Here is a 20,665-nt window from a genome sequence, read left to right as displayed (position 1 = left end):
ATTCTGAATTCCGAATTCTGAAATCTGAATTAAGTTCTCGCTTTCTTCATTTTCTGCTTGTTCAGGTACATGTCTTCGTCGGCGCGCTTGCTCACGGAATCAACTGTGTCGCCGCTCTTGTATTCCGCCAAGCCTATGGCGACGGAGTATCGGTCCCAGGGTTCCCTGGAATAGTCGTTTTCGGTTTCGAAGAATTTCTGGTTAGCAACTTCGATAAGTTCGTGGCGGTGCTCGTAGTCGTCGTTCTTGAGAATCACGATGAATTCGTCGCCGCCTATGCGGAATACCGGAGAATGCCTGAAGATGGTGCAGACAATATGGCATGCCCCTGCAATGTAGAGGTTGCCGTTGGCGTGGCCATAGCTGTCGTTGATGACTTTCAGGTTGTTCAAGTCGATCATGGCGAAGCCAAATTCTTTCACGAGATTTTCTTTTAAGTCCTTTTCGAGAGTCCGTACCGAATCGTCGTAGGCGATTTTGGAACCCACATGGGTCAAGGCATCCTTGTAAGCGAGTATGGTCATGTTGGCCGCTTCTTCTTGCGCGGATTTTGCCGTTTCTTCGGCTTCCAAGATGTCTTCTACGTAGTTCCTCATGTCCTTAGACATTTGGGTGATGGCGATAGAAAGGAATTCCACTTCGTTACGCGTATTGATTTCTGGAGCATCGAAGACGAGGTGCTTTGGATCTTTCTTTTTGCTGCGGCTTTTTTCGGCGAATTTGTGGACGCTCTTTTCGAGAGCAATGATGGGCCCAGTCACGTTTTTGTGCAACCAGAAGATAAGGATTGCTGCAAACAGAATGCCTGTTCCAAGGGTCAAAAGGATACTGTAGAGGACAGACTTGTGCAGAGTGTTGCGGAGGGCCTCGATGGAAATATCTGCACATAAGAGACCGAAGTGGACTCCCGTGGAATTGATCAGGGGTTTGCAACCGGTATAGGCGACGCCCCATTCGGAGGTCTCTTCGAAAAATGTAATTTTATCTTCTGCAATTGCAACGGAGAATTTATTCAGTTCTTCTTCAGGATAGGCGTCGCTTGTTTCGAGAAGTTCCATATCCTGTTCACCTCGGGCGCGTTCTGCTTCGTTTGTTGCCGAACAGATATTCACCATCAGTTTGTCGCGGACAAAGGCGGAGTATAGGTAGAACAGGTTGAACTCGTCAACGAGATTGTTGAGCGTTTCCTGGACTTGGTGGTATTTTTCGCTCTTTTCTCCCGTAATGACGCACTGATACAGATCGTCCAGGTCGATACGCTTTGTGATGTGGTTTAAAATAGAACCCAGTTTTTCATCGTAGCGGGAATAGAGAGTCTTTGAGTAGGTATAATAAGCCTGTGCAGAAAACAGAATACACATGAATGCGATGAATGCTGCGCATCCTATAAATAAACTTCGGTGTATAGGTTTCTTTTTGTCTGCCATTGTATTTACCACAAGAGAAAGTAACTTTTTTTCTGAACAGAGAATATTCCAATTTGGAACGTTTTTGGTAAAAAACGGCTTGTATTTTAGCGGAACCTACGGGGAAGGTGTTTTCCTTCGGCAATCCAGCCACTGTATTCGGCTGCGGCGGTGTACATGACGTCGGTCGAAGAGTTGAGGGCGGTTTCAAGGCTATCTTGGACTGCGCCAATGATAAAGCCTACGGCCACGACCTGCATGGCGACGTCGTTTGAAATGCCGAGGAACGAACAGGCCATGGGAATCAGGAACAGAGAACCGCCTGCAATACCGCTTGCGCCGCAAGCTCCGATACTGGCGATAATGCATAGCATCAGGGCGGTCGGAAAACTGACTGAAATGCCTAGTGTGTGCGCGGCAGCCAAGGTCATAATGGCGATCGTGATGGCGGCCCCGTTCATGTTGATGGTGGCACCAAGCGGAATCGAGACGGAATAGAATTCGCGGTCGAGCTTGAGCTTTTCGCATACGTCCATGTTCACGGGAATGTTCGCTGCCGAGCTTCGCGTAAAGAGGGCGGTAATGCCGCTTTCTTTAAGGCAGTAAATCACAAGCGGATAGGGGTCTTGCTTGATGGCGGAGCTCACAATCAGCGGTGCGATAACGAAAGTCGTAAAGATCATGGCACCGGCAAGGACCGCGATCAGTAAACCATAGGTCTTGAAGATTCCGATACCATTGGTGGCGATGGAAGAATGGATCAGGCCGATGATACCGAAAGGAGCCAAGTTAATGAGCCAGTGGACAATGGCCGTGACAGACTTGGTAATGTCTTGCAGGAGTTCCTTGGTAGAATCGCTGGCGTGAATCTTGATTGCAAAACCGAAAACGATTGCCCACACGAGAATACCGATATAGTTTGCCTCGGTAATGGCTTCGAAGGGGTTCGAAACCGCACGGATAAGCAAGTTGTTCAGAATTTCGCCGATGCCTTTGGGCAGAATGGCGGAGGTGGTCGCTTCTTGTGCCAATTGCAGGTTCTGCGGGAACAAGAAACTTGCGCCGACTGCGACAATGGAGGCGAGTACGGTGCTGACCATGTAATAGGCGAAAGCCTTTCCGAAACGTCGGTCAAGCGAGGTCTTGCCTGTAGAAAGCGAGTTTACAATCAATACGAACACGAGAATCGGGGCGATGCCTTTCATGGCGCCAACGAACAGGACGCCCAGTTCGCCGATCCATTTTTGTCCGGGGAGGAAAATTCCGAGGAGGGTGCCAATTACGATGGCAATGCAGATACGGTAGTTTAGCTTAACGCCGTTGTATTTATCAAGAATCTTTTTGAACATATCATCCCTTTGATTCGAACAGATAAATTAACCCTATGGCACAAATATAAAGAAAAAAAAGGGACTTGTGATAAAAATAACAGAAAAAATCCGTGTAATAAATGTATTTTAAGCGTTAGGGACAGGGTATTTTGTATGGAACCGCTGCAATACACATCGCTTGCGCATCTGTTTTTTGCAAACTGCGATAGAGAAAATTTCGCAGGGTGGTCCCATCGTAAACATGGAAAATGGATCAACTTTACTGGCCGACGCCTCCGTCGAGAGACCCAATACCTGGCGCTTGCCTTTAGGGCACGTGGACTTGTTGCGGGTAAAAGTATCGGCGTTGTTGCTGAAAGCAGCCCCGAATGGATTATGGCCGATGTGGCGGCGCAGCTGAACCAGGCGAAGGTGGTGCCCCTTTTCCCGAATATTTCGGCCGAAAATTTCAACTACCAATGCGATGATGCTTCGGTGCAGGTTCTTGTGCTGAACATGCTTTCGGACTTGAATCCAGCAATTGGCGCCTTGATGCCGCGGTTCAATGCAGTCATCTGCATCGATAAAAAGTCCGAACTCCCGCCGAATGGAGTCTACTGGGAAGATCTTGTGAAAGAAGGCGAGAAGCTGTCGAGGATGCCGGAATCTTCGCTCTGGCTTAACCAGCAGATGCATTCCCTGAATCCGGACGACGTGTTCTCGATTCTATACACGAGTGGCTCTACGGGAGTCCCGAAAGGCGTTGAACTGACTCACCGCAACATGCTTTCGCAAATCCAGGTTATCAAGCGGGATTTCTTGCGGTTGAGCCGAGAAACGGACCGCGGATTGGTCATACTGCCAGTGGCGCATGCCTTTGAACGCATGACGGTTTACTTTTATACTTTGTGCGGAATCAAGGTTTACTTTGCCGATTCACCGCAGCACACCGCCGAAATCATTCGTGAAATTCGTCCGACGGTCATGACAGTGGTGCCGCGTATTTTGGAACGGCTTTACGAAAGCATGACGGTGGCGGGCGAAAAAAACCACGGCATCCAGAAGTTTGTATACGAGCACGCGATTGCCTATGCCAAAAGGCATAACCCTCTTGAAAAGCACGGAATTTTTGCGAAGTTCTACGACAAGTTTGTTTATCGCAGAATGCGCGAGGCCATGGGCGGTAAATTCCGTATGGTGATTTCGGGCGGGGGAGCCCTGAACAAGTCTATTTGCAGGTTCCTGCTGAATGTGGGCATTAATGTGACCGAGGGTTACGGGCTTACGGAATGTTCGCCGGTGGTGAGTGTGAACAAACTTGGTGCGGCGCGGCCGGGGAGTGTCGGGCTTCCGCTGACACATTTGCAGGTGAAAATTGGCGAACATAGCGAGGTTCTTGTTAAAGGTGAAAGCGTGTTCAAGGGGTATCGCAATAGGCCCGATTTGAACAAGGATATCTTTACTGAAGATGGATTCTTTAAGACTGGCGATCAAGGCTATTTTGACCGCGACGGTTATTTGTATTTGACAGGCCGCCTCAAGGAACTTTTAAAAACGAGTACGGGCAAGTACGTGAGCCCGAATCCGATTGAATTGGAGCTTGGCCGCCACATTCTGGTAGAACAAGCGCTCGTGATTGCAAATAATCGTAAGTTTGCGTCGGCACTCCTTTTTTTGAATCCGGTGAATGCAAAACGATTCTTACAGCGCACTGGCAAAGATTTTAGCGTCGAAAAAGCGCTTAAGTCCAAGCGTATCTTTGAATCAATTAACCGCCATGTCGAGCGAGTTAATAGCAAATTGAATCATTGGGAACAAATTCGCAAGTGGATTTTAATCGGTGACGAACTCACTGTAGAATCTGGGCTTTTGACGCCCACATTAAAAATTCGGCGCACCGTCGCTGAAGCTCGGTACGCCGAAGAAATCGAGAAGATGTATCAACAGTAGAAAGTTAGAAGTAGGAAGTCGAAAGTTGAATAATCGCTGCGAAGCAGCCTAACCAAAACTTCCTACCGTCTACTGCCTACTTCCCACTAGAAATGGATGACTCTAACCTTGATGACTTTGTCGAGCTTGCCGAGTTTTTCAATGATAGAATCATCGACCTTGCTTTCCACGTCAACGAGGTTGTAGCCGATCTTGCCGTTGCTCTTGTTAGAGAAGCTGGCGATGTTCACGCCTTCGGCACCGAATACCTTCGTGATTTCGGAAATCATATTCGGAACGTCCTGGTTGATGACTACGACGCGGCTCTTGACGCCGGCATGCGGGTGATCGACGAGGGCCGGGAAGTTCACGGAATTGCGGACGCAACCGAATTCGATGTAGTCCTTCAGTTCTTCGACGGCCATCACGGCGCAGTTTTCTTCGGCTTCTTCGGTAGAGGCGCCGAGGTGCGGGAAGCAGGTCACCTTGTCGTTCTTGATGAGGTCTGCAGTCGGGAAGTCGCAGAGGTAACCCTGGAGGGAACCCGAAGCGAGCATTTCGTTGACCGGATCCATTTCGACAATGCCACCGCGAGCAAAGTTCATGATGTAGCTACCCTTGAACTGAGCGAGGTTCTTGCGGTTGAGCAAGTTCTCGGTAACGCCCTTGATGAACGGAACGTGCACGGTGAGGAAGTCAGACTTCGCAATCACGGTGTCGAGGTCGGCGATTTCCACCTTGTTGGAAAGTTCGTGCATGTTGGCGGCGTTCGGATACGGTTCGTAAGCGATGACGCGCATGTTCTTCCAACGGGCATAGTTAGCGACGAGCACGCCGATCTTGCCGAGGCCGATTACGCCGAGAGTCTTGCCAGCGAGTTCCATGCCGGCGAACTTCTTCTTTCCGCTTTCGACAGTCTTGGCAAGGTCCGGGTCGGTGGTGTCGAGGTTCTTGACCCATGCGGCAGCCTTGTCCACGTTACGGACGGCCATGCCGAGCACGGTCATCACGAGTTCGGCAACGGCGTTGGCGTTTGCACCCGGGGTATTGAACACGCAAATACCCTTTGCAGAAGCCTTGTCGATGGTGATGTTGTTCACGCCGGCGCCGGCGCGGGCGACAGCCAGCAGGCCGTCAAAGTTGTCGGTATCAACCTGGGCGGAACGCACCAAGATGGCATCCGGATTTTCGACAGAGTCAGAAACCTGGTAGAACGAGCCAAACAGGCTCAAGCCTTTCTTGGAAATGTTGTTCATCGTCTTAATAGTTGCCATTGTATTGTCCTTTGTTTAAGTTAAAACTTAGTTGGAAGTAGGAAGTTAGAAGTAGGAAGTTGAATAATCGCGGCTTCGCCGCCAAATTTATTCTGTCTACTTCCTACTGTCTACCGTCTACTAAATCAAGGTTCCTGCCACCTGCCTCTTTCCTTGATCAAATTCACGAGTTCCTCGATGGCGTCTTCTTCGGGGATGTTCTTCTTGACCGCCGTCTTGCCTTCGAACAGCGTAATGCGGCCGGGGCCACCGCCCACGTAGCCGAAGTCGGCGTCGGCCATTTCGCCCGGGCCGTTCACGATGCAGCCCATGATGCCAATCGAAATGTCGGAGAGGTGTCCGAAGCGGGCCTTAATCTTGCCCATGACCTGCTGAATATCGTAGAGGGTGCGGCCGCAGCTCGGGCAGCTGATGAAGTTCGTCTTGCTGCGGCGGCAGTAGGCGGCTTGCAGGATGTCGAACGCCAGGAGCACGCAATCCTTCGCGCCCTTGTAGCCGTCAATCACGACGGCATCGCCAAGACCGTCGGTCACCAGGCTTCCGATATCGGCAGACACGCGGAGGGTTTCTTTTTCGGTGTCACCGATTTTGGCGTAAAGCAGAATGGGGTCTTGGCGACCCGCAGCTTCGAGAGCAGCGGCAAGGGCGCGCACGCCAGAAACCATCTCGGCTCCGGTGTAGCAGAACACGGAACCTGCGGGCACGCTCGCCGGATTCGCGGCGAACCCCGCGATATCTATCGCGTCCTTGAACTGCACCACGGGGGCGGCATCCAGGCTCGGCAGGGCAAATTCCGCGTTGCGGCGTTCGCCGGTAAGAGCAATCGCGTCGGCCTTCACGCCGACCTTCACCGGACTACCTCCGCCAATATCCACGCCTGCAACCTTCACGACAGAAGTCGCGCGGCGTTCGTAGTGGTACGGGTCTTTTTCAAGCACCGGCACGTTGTAGGCGGTCGGTGCAGCTGGCAACGCGCAGGCCTTGATAAGTTCCTGTGCCACAGGGACTTCGGCCACTGGATCTTCGGTGAGCGATACGCGGATGGTGTCTGCAAGACCGTCGAGCAGGAGTGCGCCGATGCCCGCGGCCGACTTGAGTCGTCCGTCGGCACCCGCGCCCGCTTCCGTCACGCCCACATGGAACGGGTACGGCTTGAAGCCTTCCTGCTTGATACGGGCGGCGAGCATGCGGTAGGCGGCAATCGCCACGCGCGGGTTGCTGCTCTTGAGGCTCAAAACAACCTGGTCGAAATGTTCGGCTTCGCACACGGCCAGGTATTCCATGGCGCTTTCCACCATGCCTTCCACCGTGTCGCCGTAGCGGTAAATCATGCGGGCTGCAAGCGAACCGTGGTTTACGCCGATGCGGATGGCGCGTCCCAGGCGCTTGGCCTCTTGCACGAACGGCGTAAAGGCTTCTGCGACCTTTTCCTTGCCTTCGTCGAACGACTTGTCCGTCTGCTGGTCGAGTGTCAAAATGCCAGTGTCTACAAAGTTACCCGGATTGATGCGGACCTTCTCGACCCACTTGAGGGCTTCGAAAGCGGCCTTCGGCTGGAAGTGGATATCGGCAGATACCGGAACGGTGCAGCCGGCGGCACGCACCTGCTTCATCACTTCTTCAAGAGCGGCTGCATCTGCAAATGTCGGAGCGGTAATGCGAACCAGTCCACACCCTACCTTGGCGAGCGCTAAAGTTTCCGCCACCGTTTTCTCCACGTCTTTCGGCTTGGTGGTGGTCATGGACTGAACTAAAATGGGGGCATTGCCCCCGATAAGTGCGCCGCCAACGCGGACTTGTACAGTTTCCCTGCGGACTGCATTAAAGCGGTCGGCTATATAGGGGAATTCGCTAAACTTCGTCATGCGCCCAAAGATAGCATTTTTTTGCCGTTTAGGCTTCGTCTTCGCTCAAGCTTTGATAATAATCTTCAAGTTTTTTGCGGCAGGCGATAAAGCAGTCCTTTAGAGCCGGGTCAAACTGCGTACCCATGCCTTCGATAATAATATCGTAGGCTTCGTTGAACGACATTTCGGCCTTGTAGCAACGCTTGGAAACCAGTGCGTCGTATACGTCGGCAATGGCCATGATGCGGGCTTCGAACGGAATTTCGTTCCCTTTGAGTTTCTTGGGGTAACCGAATCCATCGAAACGTTCGTGGTGGTAGCGGGCGACGTTCTTTGCGATTCTCACGAAGTCCGGAGATTCCACAGACGTGAGCAGGTTTTCGACAATCATGGCGCCCTTTTCGGGGTGTTCCTTCATTTCTTCGTATTCCTGCGGCGTAAAGCGGCCGGGCTTTCTTAGAATGCGGTCATCGATAGCGATTTTTCCGATATCATGCATCGGAGCTGCCGACACCAGGCTGTCGTAGAAAAATTCGGATTGGCCAAGCGTAGGGTCCTTGCGCAGGTATTCGACCAGAATTTGCACCACGCGGCTTGTTCGCTTGATATGGCTACCAGTGTTACTGTCGCGGCTTTCAACCATGTGGGCCATACCCACGACCATCTGTTCCTGAATTGAACGAATCTGCGTGTCGTTTTCCTTGAGCATCAGTTCAAGGCGAACGTTGTTCGTACCCAACATGTTGATGTAATTGTGCATGCTGGTTTCGTCTTCGATTCGGAACATGTTGATTTTTTCACTGCCCGAAAGAGGAAGTTGTCTAAGCAAAATCTTGTAGTATTTGCCGTCTTGTTCGAATTTCTTTTCGATTGTCACGTCGCCCTGTTTCAGTTCCTTGTTCCAGGCAATCAGCAAATGGTTCAGTTCGGAATTGTCGGGGGTGGAGTGGTCAATACGACAATTTTTTAGGGCCGGGAAGGTTTCATAAGCAACTGCGTTACAACCGAGGAAGCTATTGTTCGAAGATATGAGAACATAGCTGTCGGCGTTCTGGGTTTCCAGCACTTGCGAAATAATCTGTTCCACATCGTAACGTTGGACCCTAAAGCAAATGTACAAGATGGCAAACTGGTCGAACACGTACACTGCGGGCATGACCAAAGTGTCGGATCCAATCACGCGCGAAATAAAGAACGAAAGAATGGATACCGCCTCGATCGAAGACAGTGCCACCAGGCTCTTGAAGGAAACGCTTTTCTTCTTGACAAAGGCGTAAATAATGAGGCTTACGTTGATAATGACAAAGCCGACCATCACATAATTGAAGATGTCGTGTCCGATTGCGTATTCGGCGACAAAGTTTCCGACGCCGTTTGTCTGAACATAGGTGATGGTCTTGTAATAGAATCCGTTGAATCCGACTGTCATCGAAAGAGCCAAGATGACAAAGACAATCAACAGGAGTATGTCGTAGCTCCATGCTGGGAATTTAATCTTGCAAATAGAAAGGCATGCCTTGAAGGTAAGGATAGGCAGGAACATCGACCCGAGATAGATCATTTTGTTCGAAAGAATGGCTTCGTCTACATTGGTCGAAAAGGCGAGCAGAAGGTGACCTAAGCAGGCGACAAAGGAGCAGAAAAAAAGCAGCGGATACGGACCGGTCTGTTTCGGGTTGACACGATATTGCAGACAAAAGTTGATTGCCGCGACAACAGTTAAAAAAGTCAAAAAAATAATGACCATACAATTCCCATCAATTTTAGTGCAAAACAACCCGAATTAAATATAAATTAAAATTTACTCGCACGGGTGGTTGTCTAAAAAAATCCGTCAAAAAAGCGTGTAAAAGATACAGCCGCCAATCTTTTGATTGACGACTGCAATAATCTGTATTACAGAATTTGTTCTGAATTAGGCTTCAGCCGGTGCTTCGGGTGCAGCCGGAGCTTCTGCAACAGGAACTTCAGCGGCCGGTGCTTCGGCAACGGGCTTCGGAGGGAGCAAAGCCTTCATAGAAAGCTTCACCTTGCCCTTCGGGTCAACACCGAGGCAGAGCACTTCGACTTCGTCACCGACGTGAACGACGTCTTCGACCTTATCGACGCGGTGGTCGGCAAGTTCGGAGATGTGCACAAGACCGTCGCGACCAGGCAAGATTTCGACGAACGCGCCAAACGGCTGAATCGTCTTGACCTTGCCCTTGTACTTGCGGCCCGGTTCGGGTTCGGCAGTGAGTTCCTCGATCATGCGGCGGCAGACTGCTGCGGCCTTGCCACTGGGAGCGGCAATGTCGATGTTGCCATCGTCGTCGATGTTGATCGTGCAACCCGTCTGAGACTGCATGCCCTTGATCACGGAGCCACCGGAACCGATGACGTCGCGAATCTTGTTGGTGGGGATGCGCATCTTGATCATGGTCGGAGCCTTCTCGGAGACGTGCGGGCGCGGAGCGGCGAGGCCGAGTTCAGCCATCTTGCCGAGGATGTGCAGACGGCCTTGGCGTGCCTGTTCCAGGGCTTCGCGCATGAGTTCCGGAGTAATGCCGCGGATCTTGATATCCATCTGGAAGGCAGTGATACCTTCGGCAGTACCCGTCACCTTGAAGTCCATATCGCCGAGGTGGTCTTCCGTACCGGTGATGTCGGTCAAGATCTTAATCTTGCCGCCTTCCTTCACAGAACCCTTTTCGGAGATGAGGCCCATGGCGACACCTGCGACCGGAGCCTTGATAGGAACGCCAGCGTCCATCAAGCTGAGGCAGCCACCGCAAACAGAGGCCATGGAAGAAGAACCGTTGGATTCCTGAATTTCGGAAACCACGCGGATGGTGTACGGGAAGTCTTCCGGCAGCGGAAGAACTGCAGCGAGAGAGCGTTCGGCGAGGTGGCCGTGACCGATTTCGCGGCGGCTCATGCCGAGGCGCTTGCATTCACCCACGCAGTACGGCGGGAAGTTGTAATGCAGCATGTAGCTCTTGGAGCCTTCGCCCTGCAGGCTTTCGTAGCGCTGTTCGTCGGCCTTGGAGCCGAGCGTGCAGACCACAAGACCCTGGGTTTCGCCACGCTGGAAGATCGCAGAACCGTGAGCGCTCGGGAGAACGCCGAGTTCGATTTCGATCGGGCGGACTTCGGTCGTAGTACGGCCGTCGAGGCGCACGTCTTCGTTCAAGATCATTTCGCGCATGGCAGTGCGTTCGTAGTCGCTGAAGATTGCCTTGGCGTCTGCAACGAGAGCAGGATCCTGTTCTTCGTCCTTGCCGATGATGGCGAGAATGCGTTCGTCTTCGAGCATCTTCGCGCAGAGGTCTGCCATAGCCGGATAGAAGTCGGTCTTCACCATGTTGGAGTGGACGTCCTTGTTCAGTTCGTCCCACACGACTTCCTTCACTGTGGCGAGAAGCTTTTCGTGGGCTTCGCCAACGTGCTGCGGCTTCAGTTCCATCTTGGGCTTAGCGCAGCGGTCCACCAGTTCCTGTTGGGCCTTGCACATGAGCTTGATGGCTTCGTGACCGGCGAGAATTGCGTTGATCATCGTGTCTTCGGACACTTCGTAGGCACCGCCTTCCACCATGCAGACGGAATCTTCGGTACCGGCGACCACCAGGTCCAGATCGGCGCAGGCCATCTGTTCGTAGGTGGGCATCACGATGTTCTGACCATCGACCACGGCCACGCGTACGGCGGCAACCTGCTGTTCGAAGGGCAGTTCAGAAAGACCGATAGAAAGGGATGCTGCAGACACGCCGAGCACATCGGGTGCGAACTTGCGGTCAGCAGAAAGAACCTGCACGATCACCTGGACTTCGCGCGTGAAGTTCTCGGGGAACATGGGGCGAATCGGGCGGTCAATAATACGTGCAGAAAGCGTTTCTTCGTCAGAGGGACGACCGGCTTCGCGCTTGCTGTAGCCGCCCGGGAGGCGACCAGCGGCGTAAGCCTTTTCGCGGTATTCCACAGTGAGGGGGAAGAAGTCGCCTTCTTTTTCTTCGCCGTAGCAGACAGTGGAAAGCACGAATGCATCGCCCATCTTGGCGACTGCAGCACCGCGAGCCTGCTTGGCGATACGGCCTGTTTCAAACGTGATCACACGGCCGTCAGGGAGCGTAACAGACACTTCCTTCGGGTCGAGCATCTTGCCGTATTTTTGATGGTATGCGTCAATAGACATAAATTTCTCCAGTCTGAAGAATTAGCCGCGCAGACCGAGTTCCTTGATCAAGGCACGCTGGGCGATAATGTCCTTTTCGCCGTAGTACTTGAGGAGGTTCTTGCGCTTAGAAACCATCATGGACAGACCGCGCAGGGAGTGGAAGTCCTTCTTGTGGGTCTTAGCATGTTCGGTGAGGTTCTTGATCTTCTCGGTGAGGAGAGCGATCTGAACGCGGACGTTACCGGTGTCCTTTTCGTTTGCTCCGAACTTAGCGGTGATTTCTGCAGCCTTTTCTTTAGTGATAGTAGCCATTATAGCCATTCCTTTTTTGTTGTTTTTTGCGGTCACCACCGTGGTGACCTTTTTCATTACATGTTTTTGTCCGAGTTTCCCTGCTCTTGCACCAGTGGAATTGGCGAATCTGGTCACAGGACCCAGGCAAAAATGCAATTTGAGGGTATATATAGAAAATTCGGAATTCGGAGTTCGGAATTCGGAGGTGAAAGTATCGCGAAAAAGGCGAAAAAAGAGGAAAACGTGGTGAAAAAGGCAAAAAATAGATGAAAAGCGACTTCTAGCAAGATTTGGGCTTCTTTTCTATATTTGGGGGCCGTGGAAAGAAAAGACAATAATTACCTGTTTGATTCCGGGAATCTCTCGGAAGGGGCGCTTGCCAAGAAGCACCGCCTTGAAAACGATCCGAGTTCCCGTACTAATATAATGGATTATCTGCCCGGCATGGAAGTCATCCAGTCGGACATTGCCGACAAGGTGCTCTCCGAGTCCGAAAATTTCGATTATTCTAAATACACAGGCAAGGACGTGAAGCGCGCGCTGGAACACGAACGCTGCACGCTCGAAGATTTTAAGGCGCTTCTTTCTCCGGCGGCCGCTCCGTATCTGGAACAGATGGCCGCGAAGGCAAAAATCGAGACCAGCAAGCATTTCGGCAACAATGTCTACTTCTTCACGCCGCTCTACATCGCGAACTACTGCGAAAACTACTGCGTCTATTGCGGGTTCAACTGCTACAACCACATCAAGCGCATGCAGCTCACCATGGAGCAGATCGAGCACGAGATGAAGGTGATTGCTGACAGCGGCATGGAAGAAATCTTGATTCTCACGGGCGAAAGCCGCGCCAAAAGCAGCGTGGAATACATCGGCGAAGCCTGCAAGCTGGCCCGCAAGTATTTCCGCATGGTGGGCATCGAAGTCTACCCGGTCAACGTGGACGAATACCGCTACCTGCACGGATGCGGCGTGGACTACGTGACGGTTTTCCAGGAAACTTACGACAAGGTGCGTTTTGAACAACTTCACCTGATGGGCCACAAGCGCGTATTCCCGTACCGCTTCGACTCCCAGGAACGGGCCCTGATGGCGGGCATGCGCGGGGTGGCATTCTCCGCACTCCTCGGCCTTTCGGACTTCCGCCGCGATGCGCTTGCTTCGGCGCTCCATGTGTATTACTTACAAAAGAAGTATCCGCATGCTGAGATGAGCTTGAGTTGCCCGAGACTGCGCCCGATTATCAATAATGACAAGATTGACCCGCTGGATGTTCACGAAAAAGAACTCTGCCAGGTGCTTTGCGCTTACCGCATCTTCTTGCCGTACGTGGGCATTACGGTCTCGAGCCGCGAAAGCAAGGAATTCCGCAACGGCATCGTGAAAATCTGTGCGACGAAAGTTTCCGCCGGCGTTTCTACGGGCATCGGCGACCACGAGAGCAAGTACAGCGGTCACGATGACGGGGAAGGCGGCGACGAGCAGTTCGAAATCAACGACGGACGCAGTTTTAACGCCATGTACAGCGACATCTCGGGCGAAGGCCTGCAGCCAGTATTGAATGATTACTTGTATGTATAACGGTTAGTACCGGTATTCTGCGCAACCTATGTCGCCATAGGTCGAGAAGCAGACTCCGTTATCTGACATGATGGCGCCGCCTTTTTTATTTGATTTTTTGCGCATTTTGGCGCCGGCAGGAAGAAGTGCGACTTCTACAGAATGGCTGCTTTCATCTCCGCCTGTCCACTGAAAATTCAATGTTAGACGATAATTGGTTTTATTAGAACCTTGACTTGTTATATTCTTCAAGTCGTCGTTCTTTCCTCTATTCAACAGTTTGCTCATGAATATGGGATTTTTGGGGGTGGTTCGGTATTGAGTTTGCCCATTATCATCGGTATAGGAATATGCGCGGTATGTTTCGCCATCTTTATTCAAACTGCCTTTGACGGTACCATTTCTTAATGCGACAATATCTGCAACTCCTTCAAATCCGGCATCTCTCAAAGCATCGTACCACACTCCGGTGCTTCCAATAATTTTGCTCATTTCCGAGCCACTATTAATACTAGGATGGTTATGCTGAATATTTTGTTCCCTGTTCGGATGCATCTCTATAACGAACAAGTCTAAGCCGCTTTCACTTGCAAGTTTGTCTTTTAATTTTTTGAGATTGTCGTTCGCTTTGTCGCCTTTAGTGACAAAGTCGCTTTGGTACAAGGCGACCTCACTTTCTATTAGGGCCCTGTTCAAGGCATCGCGCAGATAGTACAATTTCATCATATCTGCTTTTTCTTTGACTCGTTCGGTGTACCCCAAAAGCTTAGGTGCGCCAATTCCGGCGATTACCCCTAGTACCACAATGACCACCATGATTTCAATCATGGTAAAACCATGTTTCAGATGGAATTTTCCCTTCATATGCCAAAATATAGCTGTTTTTCTATTTTTGGCACTAAATTTTTGCATTATGTTGACTTCTCTCGCTCTTATTTTCTTGTTAGGGTTACTTTTAGGCTCGATTTTCGTCAAGCTGAAGCTCCCCAGCATTCTCGGGATGATTCTGACGGGGATTATTCTCGGTCCCCATGCGCTGAACTTGCTTCGGCCTGCCTTTTTGGATATTTCGGCTGACTTGAGGCAGCTAGCGCTGGTGATTATCCTGACGCGTGCGGGATTGACCCTTGATATGCGGGAATTCAAGCGGATTGGCCGCGCCGCCCTGCTAATGTGCTTTGTGCCCGCTTCGATTGAAATTGTGGGTGTCATTTTGCTTGCGCCGCCACTGATGGGGGTGACTTATTGGGAGGCGGCCCTGATGGGTTCTACGATTGCGGCGGTTTCGCCTGCGGTGGTGGTGCCTCGCATGCTCAAGATGCGTGAAGAGAATCGCGGCGTCAAACGGGGGATCCCCCAGATGCTTCTGGCGGGAGCTTCCTTGGACGATGTTTATGTGCTGGTGACTTTTGCGGCGTTCCTGGCGCTTTTGAAGGGGGAATCCGTTTCGGCGACGAGTTTTCTTTCGGTGCCGGTGTCCATAACCCTCGGGGCCGCGGTGGGGGTGGCCTGCGGGTATGCCCTGGTGTGGTTCTTTAAGCATAAGCACATGCGCGATACGGTGAAGGTGCTGATTATCTTGAGTTTCGCCTTCTTGCTGAACGAACTGGAACATGATATTAGCGATGTGGTGCCGTTCAGCGGCATGATTGCGGTGGTCGCCATTGCGGCCTGCATTTACGGCAAGCATCCGGAACTTGCCAAACGCATTAGCGGCAAGTTCACCAAGTTCTGGGTCGCGGCCGAAATTATCTTGTTTGTGCTGGTGGGTAGCACTTTGGATGTGGCTTATGCGTTTACGGCGGGAATCGGCGCGATTTTCGTGGTGCTCGGGGCCATGTTCTTTAGAATGGCGGGCGTGGCCATTTGTATGTGGCGCACTCCGTTGAATTACAAGGAACGCCTGTTCTGCATGCTGGCCTACGTGCCGAAGGCGACGGTGCAGGCGGCCATCGGTGGCGTGCCTTTGAGCTTTGGTTTGGCTTGCGGCAACAACGTGCTCACGCTTGCGGCGGTGGCGATTATGGTGACGGCCCCGCTCGGAGCCATCTTTATAGATAAAACCTATAGGCGGCTGGTGCCGGTGGATCCGGTAGAGAATGGCTAAGCGAAAATTGGCTAGGTGAAACTGGCTAGGCGAGCTCGTTGACGGCTTCGAGGTATTCTTCGAAGGTCCTGGATTTCTCGATTTTCTTGCGGGTCTTTTTCGGAAGTTCCGCATACGTCCAGAAGGGGCGGATTTTATCCAGAATTTGGGCGTTGCCTTGCAAGCGGCGGGCGTAGTCGGCCGCGACGTCGGCGTGGATTTTGAGCAAGGTTTCTATTGCGGTGCCGCAGGGGAGTCCGGCGTACTGGGCGGCGAGAACCGGGTTTGCGAGGAGGCCCCTGCCGATCATGATTCCGGCAATCTTCGGGTAGCGGCTTTCGATGAATTTCATTTGTTCTAGGTCGGTGATGTCGCCGTTAAAAATCAGCGGATGCTTGCATTCGCTGTAGAATTTGTCGAAAGTCTCGAAATCTAGCGCGCCCTTATACTGCTGGATTCCGACCCGCGGGTGCAGGGTAATGTGGGCGAGGGGCGCATCATTTAAAAGCGGTAGCAACTGCAGGCATTCATCCGGGGAATTGAGCCCGAGACGCATCTTGATGCTGAACTTGGGGCTTTCGCAGGCTGCTTGGCTCGATGGGCTTAATTTGTTTATGGCGTCGAGAATTTCGCGGACTTTTTCGGGGTGGGGGAGAATTCCGGAACCGCGGCCCGACTTGGTCTGCATAGGGTAGGGGCAGCCCATGTTGATATCGATTTCCTTGAAGCCAAGTTCCGTGACGGCCTTGGTCAAGGTGTTGAATTCCTCGACATCGCGTACGATAATCTGGGGTACTAGGTGGTAAGGGTGCTCGGCCTGCAAATCGCGGAGGTCCTTGGTGCGGACTTCGCCTTTTTCTAACCTAAGAAACGGTGTGTAATAGGTATGGATTCCAGGGGCAAACTTGCTGTGGGCTAGTCGGTAAGCCGATTCGGTAAACCCTTGGAGCGGGGCAAAGTGAATAGGGAGCATGGTTGCGAACGATGCTTTTTACGAGCAGCGAAGCACCTGACCCGGGCGAATGGTGTTGCCCTTGATGCCGTTCAACTGCTTGAGTCGCGTTACAGAAATTCCGTACTTGCGAGCGATTTTTCCGAGACAGTCACCACGGCGCACCTTGTAGTAGCGGTGCTTGGAAAGTTCCTTCTGGTATTCATCTTCGACGGCCAGCAACTGCTGCGGTTCAAGCGTAATGAGGGTGCTCTGGAACGTGCCTTCTTCGAAGTTAAAGATAGAGGACGGATCGATGTAGTTGCCGTGGTACTTCATTTCGAAGTGCAGGTGTGCACCGAAGGAACGGCCTGTGTTACCGCCTACGCCGATCGTATCGCCGGCTTGTAGGGTGTCGCCGACGTTCACTTTCCAGCTGGCAAGATGGGCGTAGAGCGTGGTGAGCCCGTTGCCGTGGTCTAGAATCACGTACTTGCCGTAGCCTTTGCGGCGGCCTTGGTTGCGGACCTTGGTGACAACACCAGTAAAGGCGGCCACGATGGTGCGGTCTTCGCCGTGGCAGAGTCCCATGTCGACACCGCGGTGCATGCGGTACGTACGAATGCCATAAGGTGCCGAAATGCGGCGGCTTGCCGTGGGCACAAAGGCGGTGGTCATGTCAAGCGTCAACTTGGGGAGCGTCTCGAGCGATGCGGAATCGCCTTCGGCCATGTCGGCGGCGAGTTCGGCGTCCGCTTCTTCCTGGCTCATTTCGGATTCGCCGTCGGAATCTTCGCCGTCGGCCTCTTCTATGCCAGAGTCGGCGGCGGTGACATCGTTGGCGGCGATTTCGGAATTGCCAGCGTCGGCTTCGTCAATGATATCGTTGCCTGTAAATTCGCTTTCCGTTTCGGGTTGCGCAATCTGGTTTTCTTGGGGGGCCGGATCGTTTTCGAGCGCCTTTTGGGCGACATTCTTATCTACGGCACAGGCAGAAAAAAGTAAAGCAAACAGCAGTAGGGAGCCAAACAGTCTCATAAGTGTTTTTGCAATATAGTATAATTCTATAGAATCTGAAACTTTTATTTTCCTTGCACCGACCGCAGTGTAAACACTAGTATACGTACATTGCGCTTTTTGACAATTTATGGCCTGTTGATGTTGTAAAATTTTCTATCTTTGCCGCCGTCAGGGCCTATCATCCAGGTAGGTTCCTAGTCCGGCACGCCAAAGCGCCTGCCGATAAAGGATTATATAATGGCAAAGAAAGTTCAGGATGCCCTCAAGGACATCATCTCCCTCTGCAAGCGCCGCGGTTTCATTTTCCCCGGCTCCGAAATTTATGACGGCCTCGCCAATACTTGGGACTACGGTCCGTATGGCGTGGAACTGAAGCGCAACATCAAGAACCTCTGGTGGAAGAAGTTCGTGACCAGCCGCCAGGATGTGCTCGGTCTCGACAGCTCTATTCTCTTGAACCCCCGCGTTTGGAAGGCCTCTGGCCACGTGGGCAACTTCTCTGACCCGCTGGTCGACTGCCTCGCTTGCCACGAACGTTTCCGTGCTGACCAACTCTTGGAAGACAAGCTCGGCGAAGGCTGCTGCGCCGGCAAGAACTTTGACGAAGTCCACCAGATGATGATGGACAACAAGATTGAATGCCCGACCTGCGGCAAGACCGACTGGACCAAGCCCCGCGCATTCAACCTGATGTTCCAGACCGAAATCGGCGTGATTGAAGGCGAAGGCAACAAGGTGTACCTCCGTCCGGAAACCGCTCAGGGTATCTTCGTTGACTTCAAGAACATTGTCGATAACGTCCGCCCGCGCATTCCGTTCGGTGTGGGCCAGATCGGTAAGTCCTTCCGTAACGAAATCACTCCGGGTAACTTCATCTTCCGTACCCGCGAATTCGAACAGATGGAACTTGAATTCTTCTGCGAACCGGGCACCGAACTTGACTGGTACAACTTCTGGCGCAAGTACTGCTTCGACTGGCTCGTGAACGACCTCGGCGTGAACAAGGAAAAGCTCCGCCTTCGCGAACATGCCAAGGAAGAACTTTCTCACTACTCCAACGGTACCACCGACGTCGAATACGAATTCCCGTTCGGTTGGGGCGAACTCTGGGGTATCGCTTCTCGTACGAACTACGACCTGACGCAGCACCAGAACGAATCCAAGGTCAAGCAGGAATACATTGACCCGGTGCAGAACAAGCGCTACATCCCGTACGTGGTGGAACCGTCCCTCGGTGTGGAACGTTTGCTCCTCGTGCTCCTCTGCGACGCCTACGACGTGGAAAAGCTCGAAAACGACGAACGTACCGTGCTCCACTTCGACCCGAAGATTGCTCCGGTGAAGGTTGCCGTGCTCCCGCTGGTGAAGAAGGGCCAGGTGAAGGCCAAGGCCGAAGAACTCTACCAGAAGCTCCTGAACCGCTGGAACGTGGAATACGACGAAACGCAGTCCATCGGTAAGCGCTACCGCCGTCAGGATGAACTCGGCACGCCGTTCTGCGTGACCGTCGACTTCGACACCGTGGGCGAGGGTGAATCCGATCCGGCCAAGCTGGGCTACGTGACTGTTCGCGAACGCGACTCCATGAAGCAGGAATTGGTGAAGATCGACGAACTCGAGGCTTACCTGTCCGCAAAGCTCGGCTGCTAAGCGGCTGCGCCGCGATGTGAAGTGTGAAATGTGAAGTGTGTAATGATTAATTACACACCACACACTACACACTTCACACTAAAAAGGGCCCGGAAACGGGTTCCCTTTTTTTTACGTTTTAAAAGATGCTTTCGAAATTATATTTATTAAAATGAAAAAAGTATATGCCAATTCACATAGTGATAATGTGGTTCTTGGTTTTACAATGAGGTGCGATAATGAATAAAAAAATCATGGGTCTCGCCATATTGGCTGTTTTGATTCTTGCATGCGATGATTCGTCGAATGCAGATAACGCTGCTTCCGAGTCTGGATTGGTTGATACCGATATTTCAAAAACGCACGGTGCTGGTACTGTGGTTGATACTGCATTACCGGCATGTGAAAATAAATCGCAAGATTCATTGAACGATGTGTCTTCTGAATCCTGGATGCCTCTTGATACAGTTGCATGGCAATCATCGGATACCGTGTGCTTTTATAATGAATTCCCATATAAGGATACCATTTGCTGCTTTGGAGAACGTGGAACGTGGCTACAACGCGATGAAGATGGAAAATATATCAATGTGAGCGGGGATTATGGCGTTGGTTTTGATTCCGACACACTTGCAGCCACAGTGGCGCCTTCCTCGGTTAATAAATGCTTGGCGACTATTGGCGAAGAACGGTACCAGGGCGTTAAAATTGGATCGCAGGTTTGGCTCTCGGAAAACGCAAGAGGAAAGGGGCGTTGCCTGAATGACGATGAGGAAAATTGCAAGTTGTTCGGAACGCTGATGCCTTACGACAAGGCAAAGGAAGCTTGTTCTGGGGAGTATCGTTTGCCCTCCTCGAATGATGTCAGTCAGCTGCTTTTCTCTGTGGGAATGGTAAGGGAAAGAGCGTTCACCAAGGATGTGTGCGGAGAACTTCCTAGTGAAACGAGCTATGTCAATGTTCCTTTGTTCGCGGAGTCGCGAGATTCCTTGAACGCTATAGATGCGTACGGGTTCTCCTTCCTGATGGGTGGTGGAATATACGAAAAGAATTTTGACGGGTCGAAACTTGTCTATTCATCGGCTAGGACATGCTTCTTCTTGCTGTCCGATGAAAAATCTGATTATCTAGAAGCATTTTGCTATGATGTTAATGAGAAAAAAGCGTATGTTGCACACCTAGGAAAGGATGCCGAAGTATATGCGCGCTGCATTATGAAATAATGTGTG

The 20,665-nt window shown here is 51.9% G+C and carries 15 protein-coding genes; 5 read left to right on the top strand and 10 right to left on the bottom strand.

The window, feature by feature from the left end; all coding sequences use genetic code 11:
* Positions 1 to 29: 29 nt before the first annotated feature.
* Positions 30 to 1,361, bottom strand: a complete 1,332-nt coding sequence (locus BUC02_RS00395; RefSeq protein ID WP_249269018.1) for a GGDEF domain-containing protein — start codon at positions 1,359 to 1,361, stop codon at positions 30 to 32.
* Positions 1,362 to 1,513: 152 nt separating this feature from the next.
* A complete protein-coding gene (sstT, locus tag BUC02_RS00390) occupies positions 1,514 to 2,755 on the bottom strand; it encodes a serine/threonine transporter SstT (protein WP_073317145.1) in 1,242 nt (413 codons plus the stop codon).
* A gap of 135 nt (positions 2,756 to 2,890) precedes the next feature.
* Between sstT and BUC02_RS00385 the strand changes: the two genes are divergently transcribed.
* Positions 2,891 to 4,666, top strand: a complete 1,776-nt coding sequence (locus BUC02_RS00385) for an AMP-dependent synthetase/ligase (RefSeq protein ID WP_073317142.1) — start codon at positions 2,891 to 2,893, stop codon at positions 4,664 to 4,666.
* 86 nt (positions 4,667 to 4,752) lie between these two features.
* Here BUC02_RS00385 and BUC02_RS00380 read toward each other — a convergent pair whose 3' ends face one another.
* The 5 genes from BUC02_RS00380 to rpsO form a co-directional block, all read right to left on the bottom strand.
* Positions 4,753 to 5,919 (bottom strand): phosphoglycerate dehydrogenase, encoded by a 1,167-nt coding sequence (locus tag BUC02_RS00380; RefSeq protein ID WP_073317139.1) that lies wholly within the window; start codon positions 5,917 to 5,919, stop codon positions 4,753 to 4,755.
* Between the two features lie 125 nt (positions 5,920 to 6,044).
* Entirely contained in the window at positions 6,045 to 7,784 is a 1,740-nt protein-coding gene (gene ispG / locus BUC02_RS00375; protein ID WP_073317136.1) for a (E)-4-hydroxy-3-methylbut-2-enyl-diphosphate synthase, read from the bottom strand.
* A 28-nt stretch (positions 7,785 to 7,812) separates the two neighbouring features.
* Positions 7,813 to 9,513 carry an HD domain-containing phosphohydrolase gene (locus tag BUC02_RS00370; RefSeq protein WP_073317133.1) on the bottom strand — a complete coding sequence of 567 codons (1,701 nt, stop codon included), beginning with the start codon at positions 9,511 to 9,513 and terminating at the stop codon, positions 7,813 to 7,815.
* Between the two features lie 168 nt (positions 9,514 to 9,681).
* Positions 9,682 to 11,901 (bottom strand): polyribonucleotide nucleotidyltransferase, encoded by a 2,220-nt coding sequence (pnp, locus tag BUC02_RS00365; RefSeq protein ID WP_371340933.1) that lies wholly within the window; start codon positions 11,899 to 11,901, stop codon positions 9,682 to 9,684.
* A gap of 57 nt (positions 11,902 to 11,958) precedes the next feature.
* Positions 11,959 to 12,231 (bottom strand): 30S ribosomal protein S15, encoded by a 273-nt coding sequence (rpsO, locus tag BUC02_RS00360; RefSeq protein WP_072978575.1) that lies wholly within the window; start codon positions 12,229 to 12,231, stop codon positions 11,959 to 11,961.
* A 300-nt stretch (positions 12,232 to 12,531) separates the two neighbouring features.
* Between rpsO and thiH the strand changes: the two genes are divergently transcribed.
* On the top strand, positions 12,532 to 13,791 hold the full coding sequence (gene thiH / locus BUC02_RS00355; protein WP_073318821.1) for a 2-iminoacetate synthase ThiH: 1,260 nt from the start codon (positions 12,532 to 12,534) through the stop codon (positions 13,789 to 13,791).
* A 3-nt stretch (positions 13,792 to 13,794) separates the two neighbouring features.
* Here the strand turns inward: thiH and BUC02_RS00350 are convergent, their stop codons facing one another.
* Positions 13,795 to 14,682, bottom strand: coding sequence for a type II secretion system protein (locus tag BUC02_RS00350; RefSeq protein ID WP_175549768.1), 888 nt, complete (start codon positions 14,680 to 14,682; stop codon positions 13,795 to 13,797).
* A gap of 1 nt (position 14,683) precedes the next feature.
* On the opposite strand from BUC02_RS00350, the gene BUC02_RS00345 reads away from it, so the two are divergent.
* Positions 14,684 to 15,877 (top strand): cation:proton antiporter, encoded by a 1,194-nt coding sequence (locus BUC02_RS00345; protein ID WP_073317127.1) that lies wholly within the window; start codon positions 14,684 to 14,686, stop codon positions 15,875 to 15,877.
* A gap of 25 nt (positions 15,878 to 15,902) precedes the next feature.
* On the opposite strand, the gene BUC02_RS00340 is transcribed toward BUC02_RS00345, so the two are convergent.
* Positions 15,903 to 16,829: a tRNA-dihydrouridine synthase family protein gene (locus tag BUC02_RS00340; protein ID WP_073317124.1), complete on the bottom strand. Its 927-nt coding sequence runs from the start codon at positions 16,827 to 16,829 to the stop codon at positions 15,903 to 15,905.
* A gap of 18 nt (positions 16,830 to 16,847) precedes the next feature.
* Positions 16,848 to 17,825 (bottom strand): peptidoglycan DD-metalloendopeptidase family protein, encoded by a 978-nt coding sequence (locus BUC02_RS00335; protein ID WP_083564320.1) that lies wholly within the window; start codon positions 17,823 to 17,825, stop codon positions 16,848 to 16,850.
* A 219-nt stretch (positions 17,826 to 18,044) separates the two neighbouring features.
* On the opposite strand from BUC02_RS00335, the gene BUC02_RS00330 reads away from it, so the two are divergent.
* Both BUC02_RS00330 and BUC02_RS00325 read left to right on the top strand, forming a co-directional pair.
* The gene (locus tag BUC02_RS00330; RefSeq protein WP_073317121.1) at positions 18,045 to 19,457 is read left to right on the top strand and encodes a glycine--tRNA ligase; all 1,413 of its coding nucleotides are present in this window, start codon (positions 18,045 to 18,047) and stop codon (positions 19,455 to 19,457) included.
* A 218-nt stretch (positions 19,458 to 19,675) separates the two neighbouring features.
* Entirely contained in the window at positions 19,676 to 20,659 is a 984-nt protein-coding gene (locus BUC02_RS00325) for an FISUMP domain-containing protein (RefSeq protein WP_073317118.1), read from the top strand.
* The last annotated feature ends 6 nt before the right edge of the window (positions 20,660 to 20,665 follow it).

The organism is Fibrobacter sp. UWOV1 (assembly GCF_900142495.1).
Lineage (GTDB): Bacteria > Fibrobacterota > Fibrobacteria > Fibrobacterales > Fibrobacteraceae > Fibrobacter.
The sequence above is the reverse complement of the archived record's forward strand: the minus strand, read 5'-3'. Positions and strand labels throughout refer to the sequence as shown.

Excerpts from the sequence above, each read along its gene's own strand:
- BUC02_RS00395 (WP_249269018.1), bottom strand. The coding sequence starts at position 1,361 with ATGTGTATTCTGTTTTCTGCACAGGCTTATTATACCTACTCAAAGACT.
- sstT (WP_073317145.1), bottom strand. The coding sequence starts at position 2,755 with ATGTTCAAAAAGATTCTTGATAAATACAACGGCGTTAAGCTAAACTAC.
- BUC02_RS00385 (WP_073317142.1), top strand. The coding sequence starts at position 2,891 with ATGGAACCGCTGCAATACACATCGCTTGCGCATCTGTTTTTTGCAAAC.
- BUC02_RS00380 (WP_073317139.1), bottom strand. The coding sequence starts at position 5,919 with ATGGCAACTATTAAGACGATGAACAACATTTCCAAGAAAGGCTTGAGC.
- ispG (WP_073317136.1), bottom strand. The coding sequence starts at position 7,784 with ATGACGAAGTTTAGCGAATTCCCCTATATAGCCGACCGCTTTAATGCA.
- BUC02_RS00370 (WP_073317133.1), bottom strand. The coding sequence starts at position 9,513 with ATGGTCATTATTTTTTTGACTTTTTTAACTGTTGTCGCGGCAATCAAC.
- pnp (WP_371340933.1), bottom strand. The coding sequence starts at position 11,901 with ATGCTCGACCCGAAGGAAGTGTCTGTTACGCTCCCTGACGGCCGTGTG.
- rpsO (WP_072978575.1), bottom strand. The coding sequence starts at position 12,231 with ATGGCTACTATCACTAAAGAAAAGGCTGCAGAAATCACCGCTAAGTTC.
- BUC02_RS00350 (WP_175549768.1), bottom strand. The coding sequence starts at position 14,682 with ATGCAAAAATTTAGTGCCAAAAATAGAAAAACAGCTATATTTTGGCAT.
- BUC02_RS00345 (WP_073317127.1), top strand. The coding sequence starts at position 14,684 with ATGTTGACTTCTCTCGCTCTTATTTTCTTGTTAGGGTTACTTTTAGGC.
- BUC02_RS00340 (WP_073317124.1), bottom strand. The coding sequence starts at position 16,829 with ATGCTCCCTATTCACTTTGCCCCGCTCCAAGGGTTTACCGAATCGGCT.
- BUC02_RS00335 (WP_083564320.1), bottom strand. The coding sequence starts at position 17,825 with ATGAGACTGTTTGGCTCCCTACTGCTGTTTGCTTTACTTTTTTCTGCC.
- BUC02_RS00330 (WP_073317121.1), top strand. The coding sequence starts at position 18,045 with ATGGCAAAGAAAGTTCAGGATGCCCTCAAGGACATCATCTCCCTCTGC.
- BUC02_RS00325 (WP_073317118.1), top strand. The coding sequence starts at position 19,676 with ATGAATAAAAAAATCATGGGTCTCGCCATATTGGCTGTTTTGATTCTT.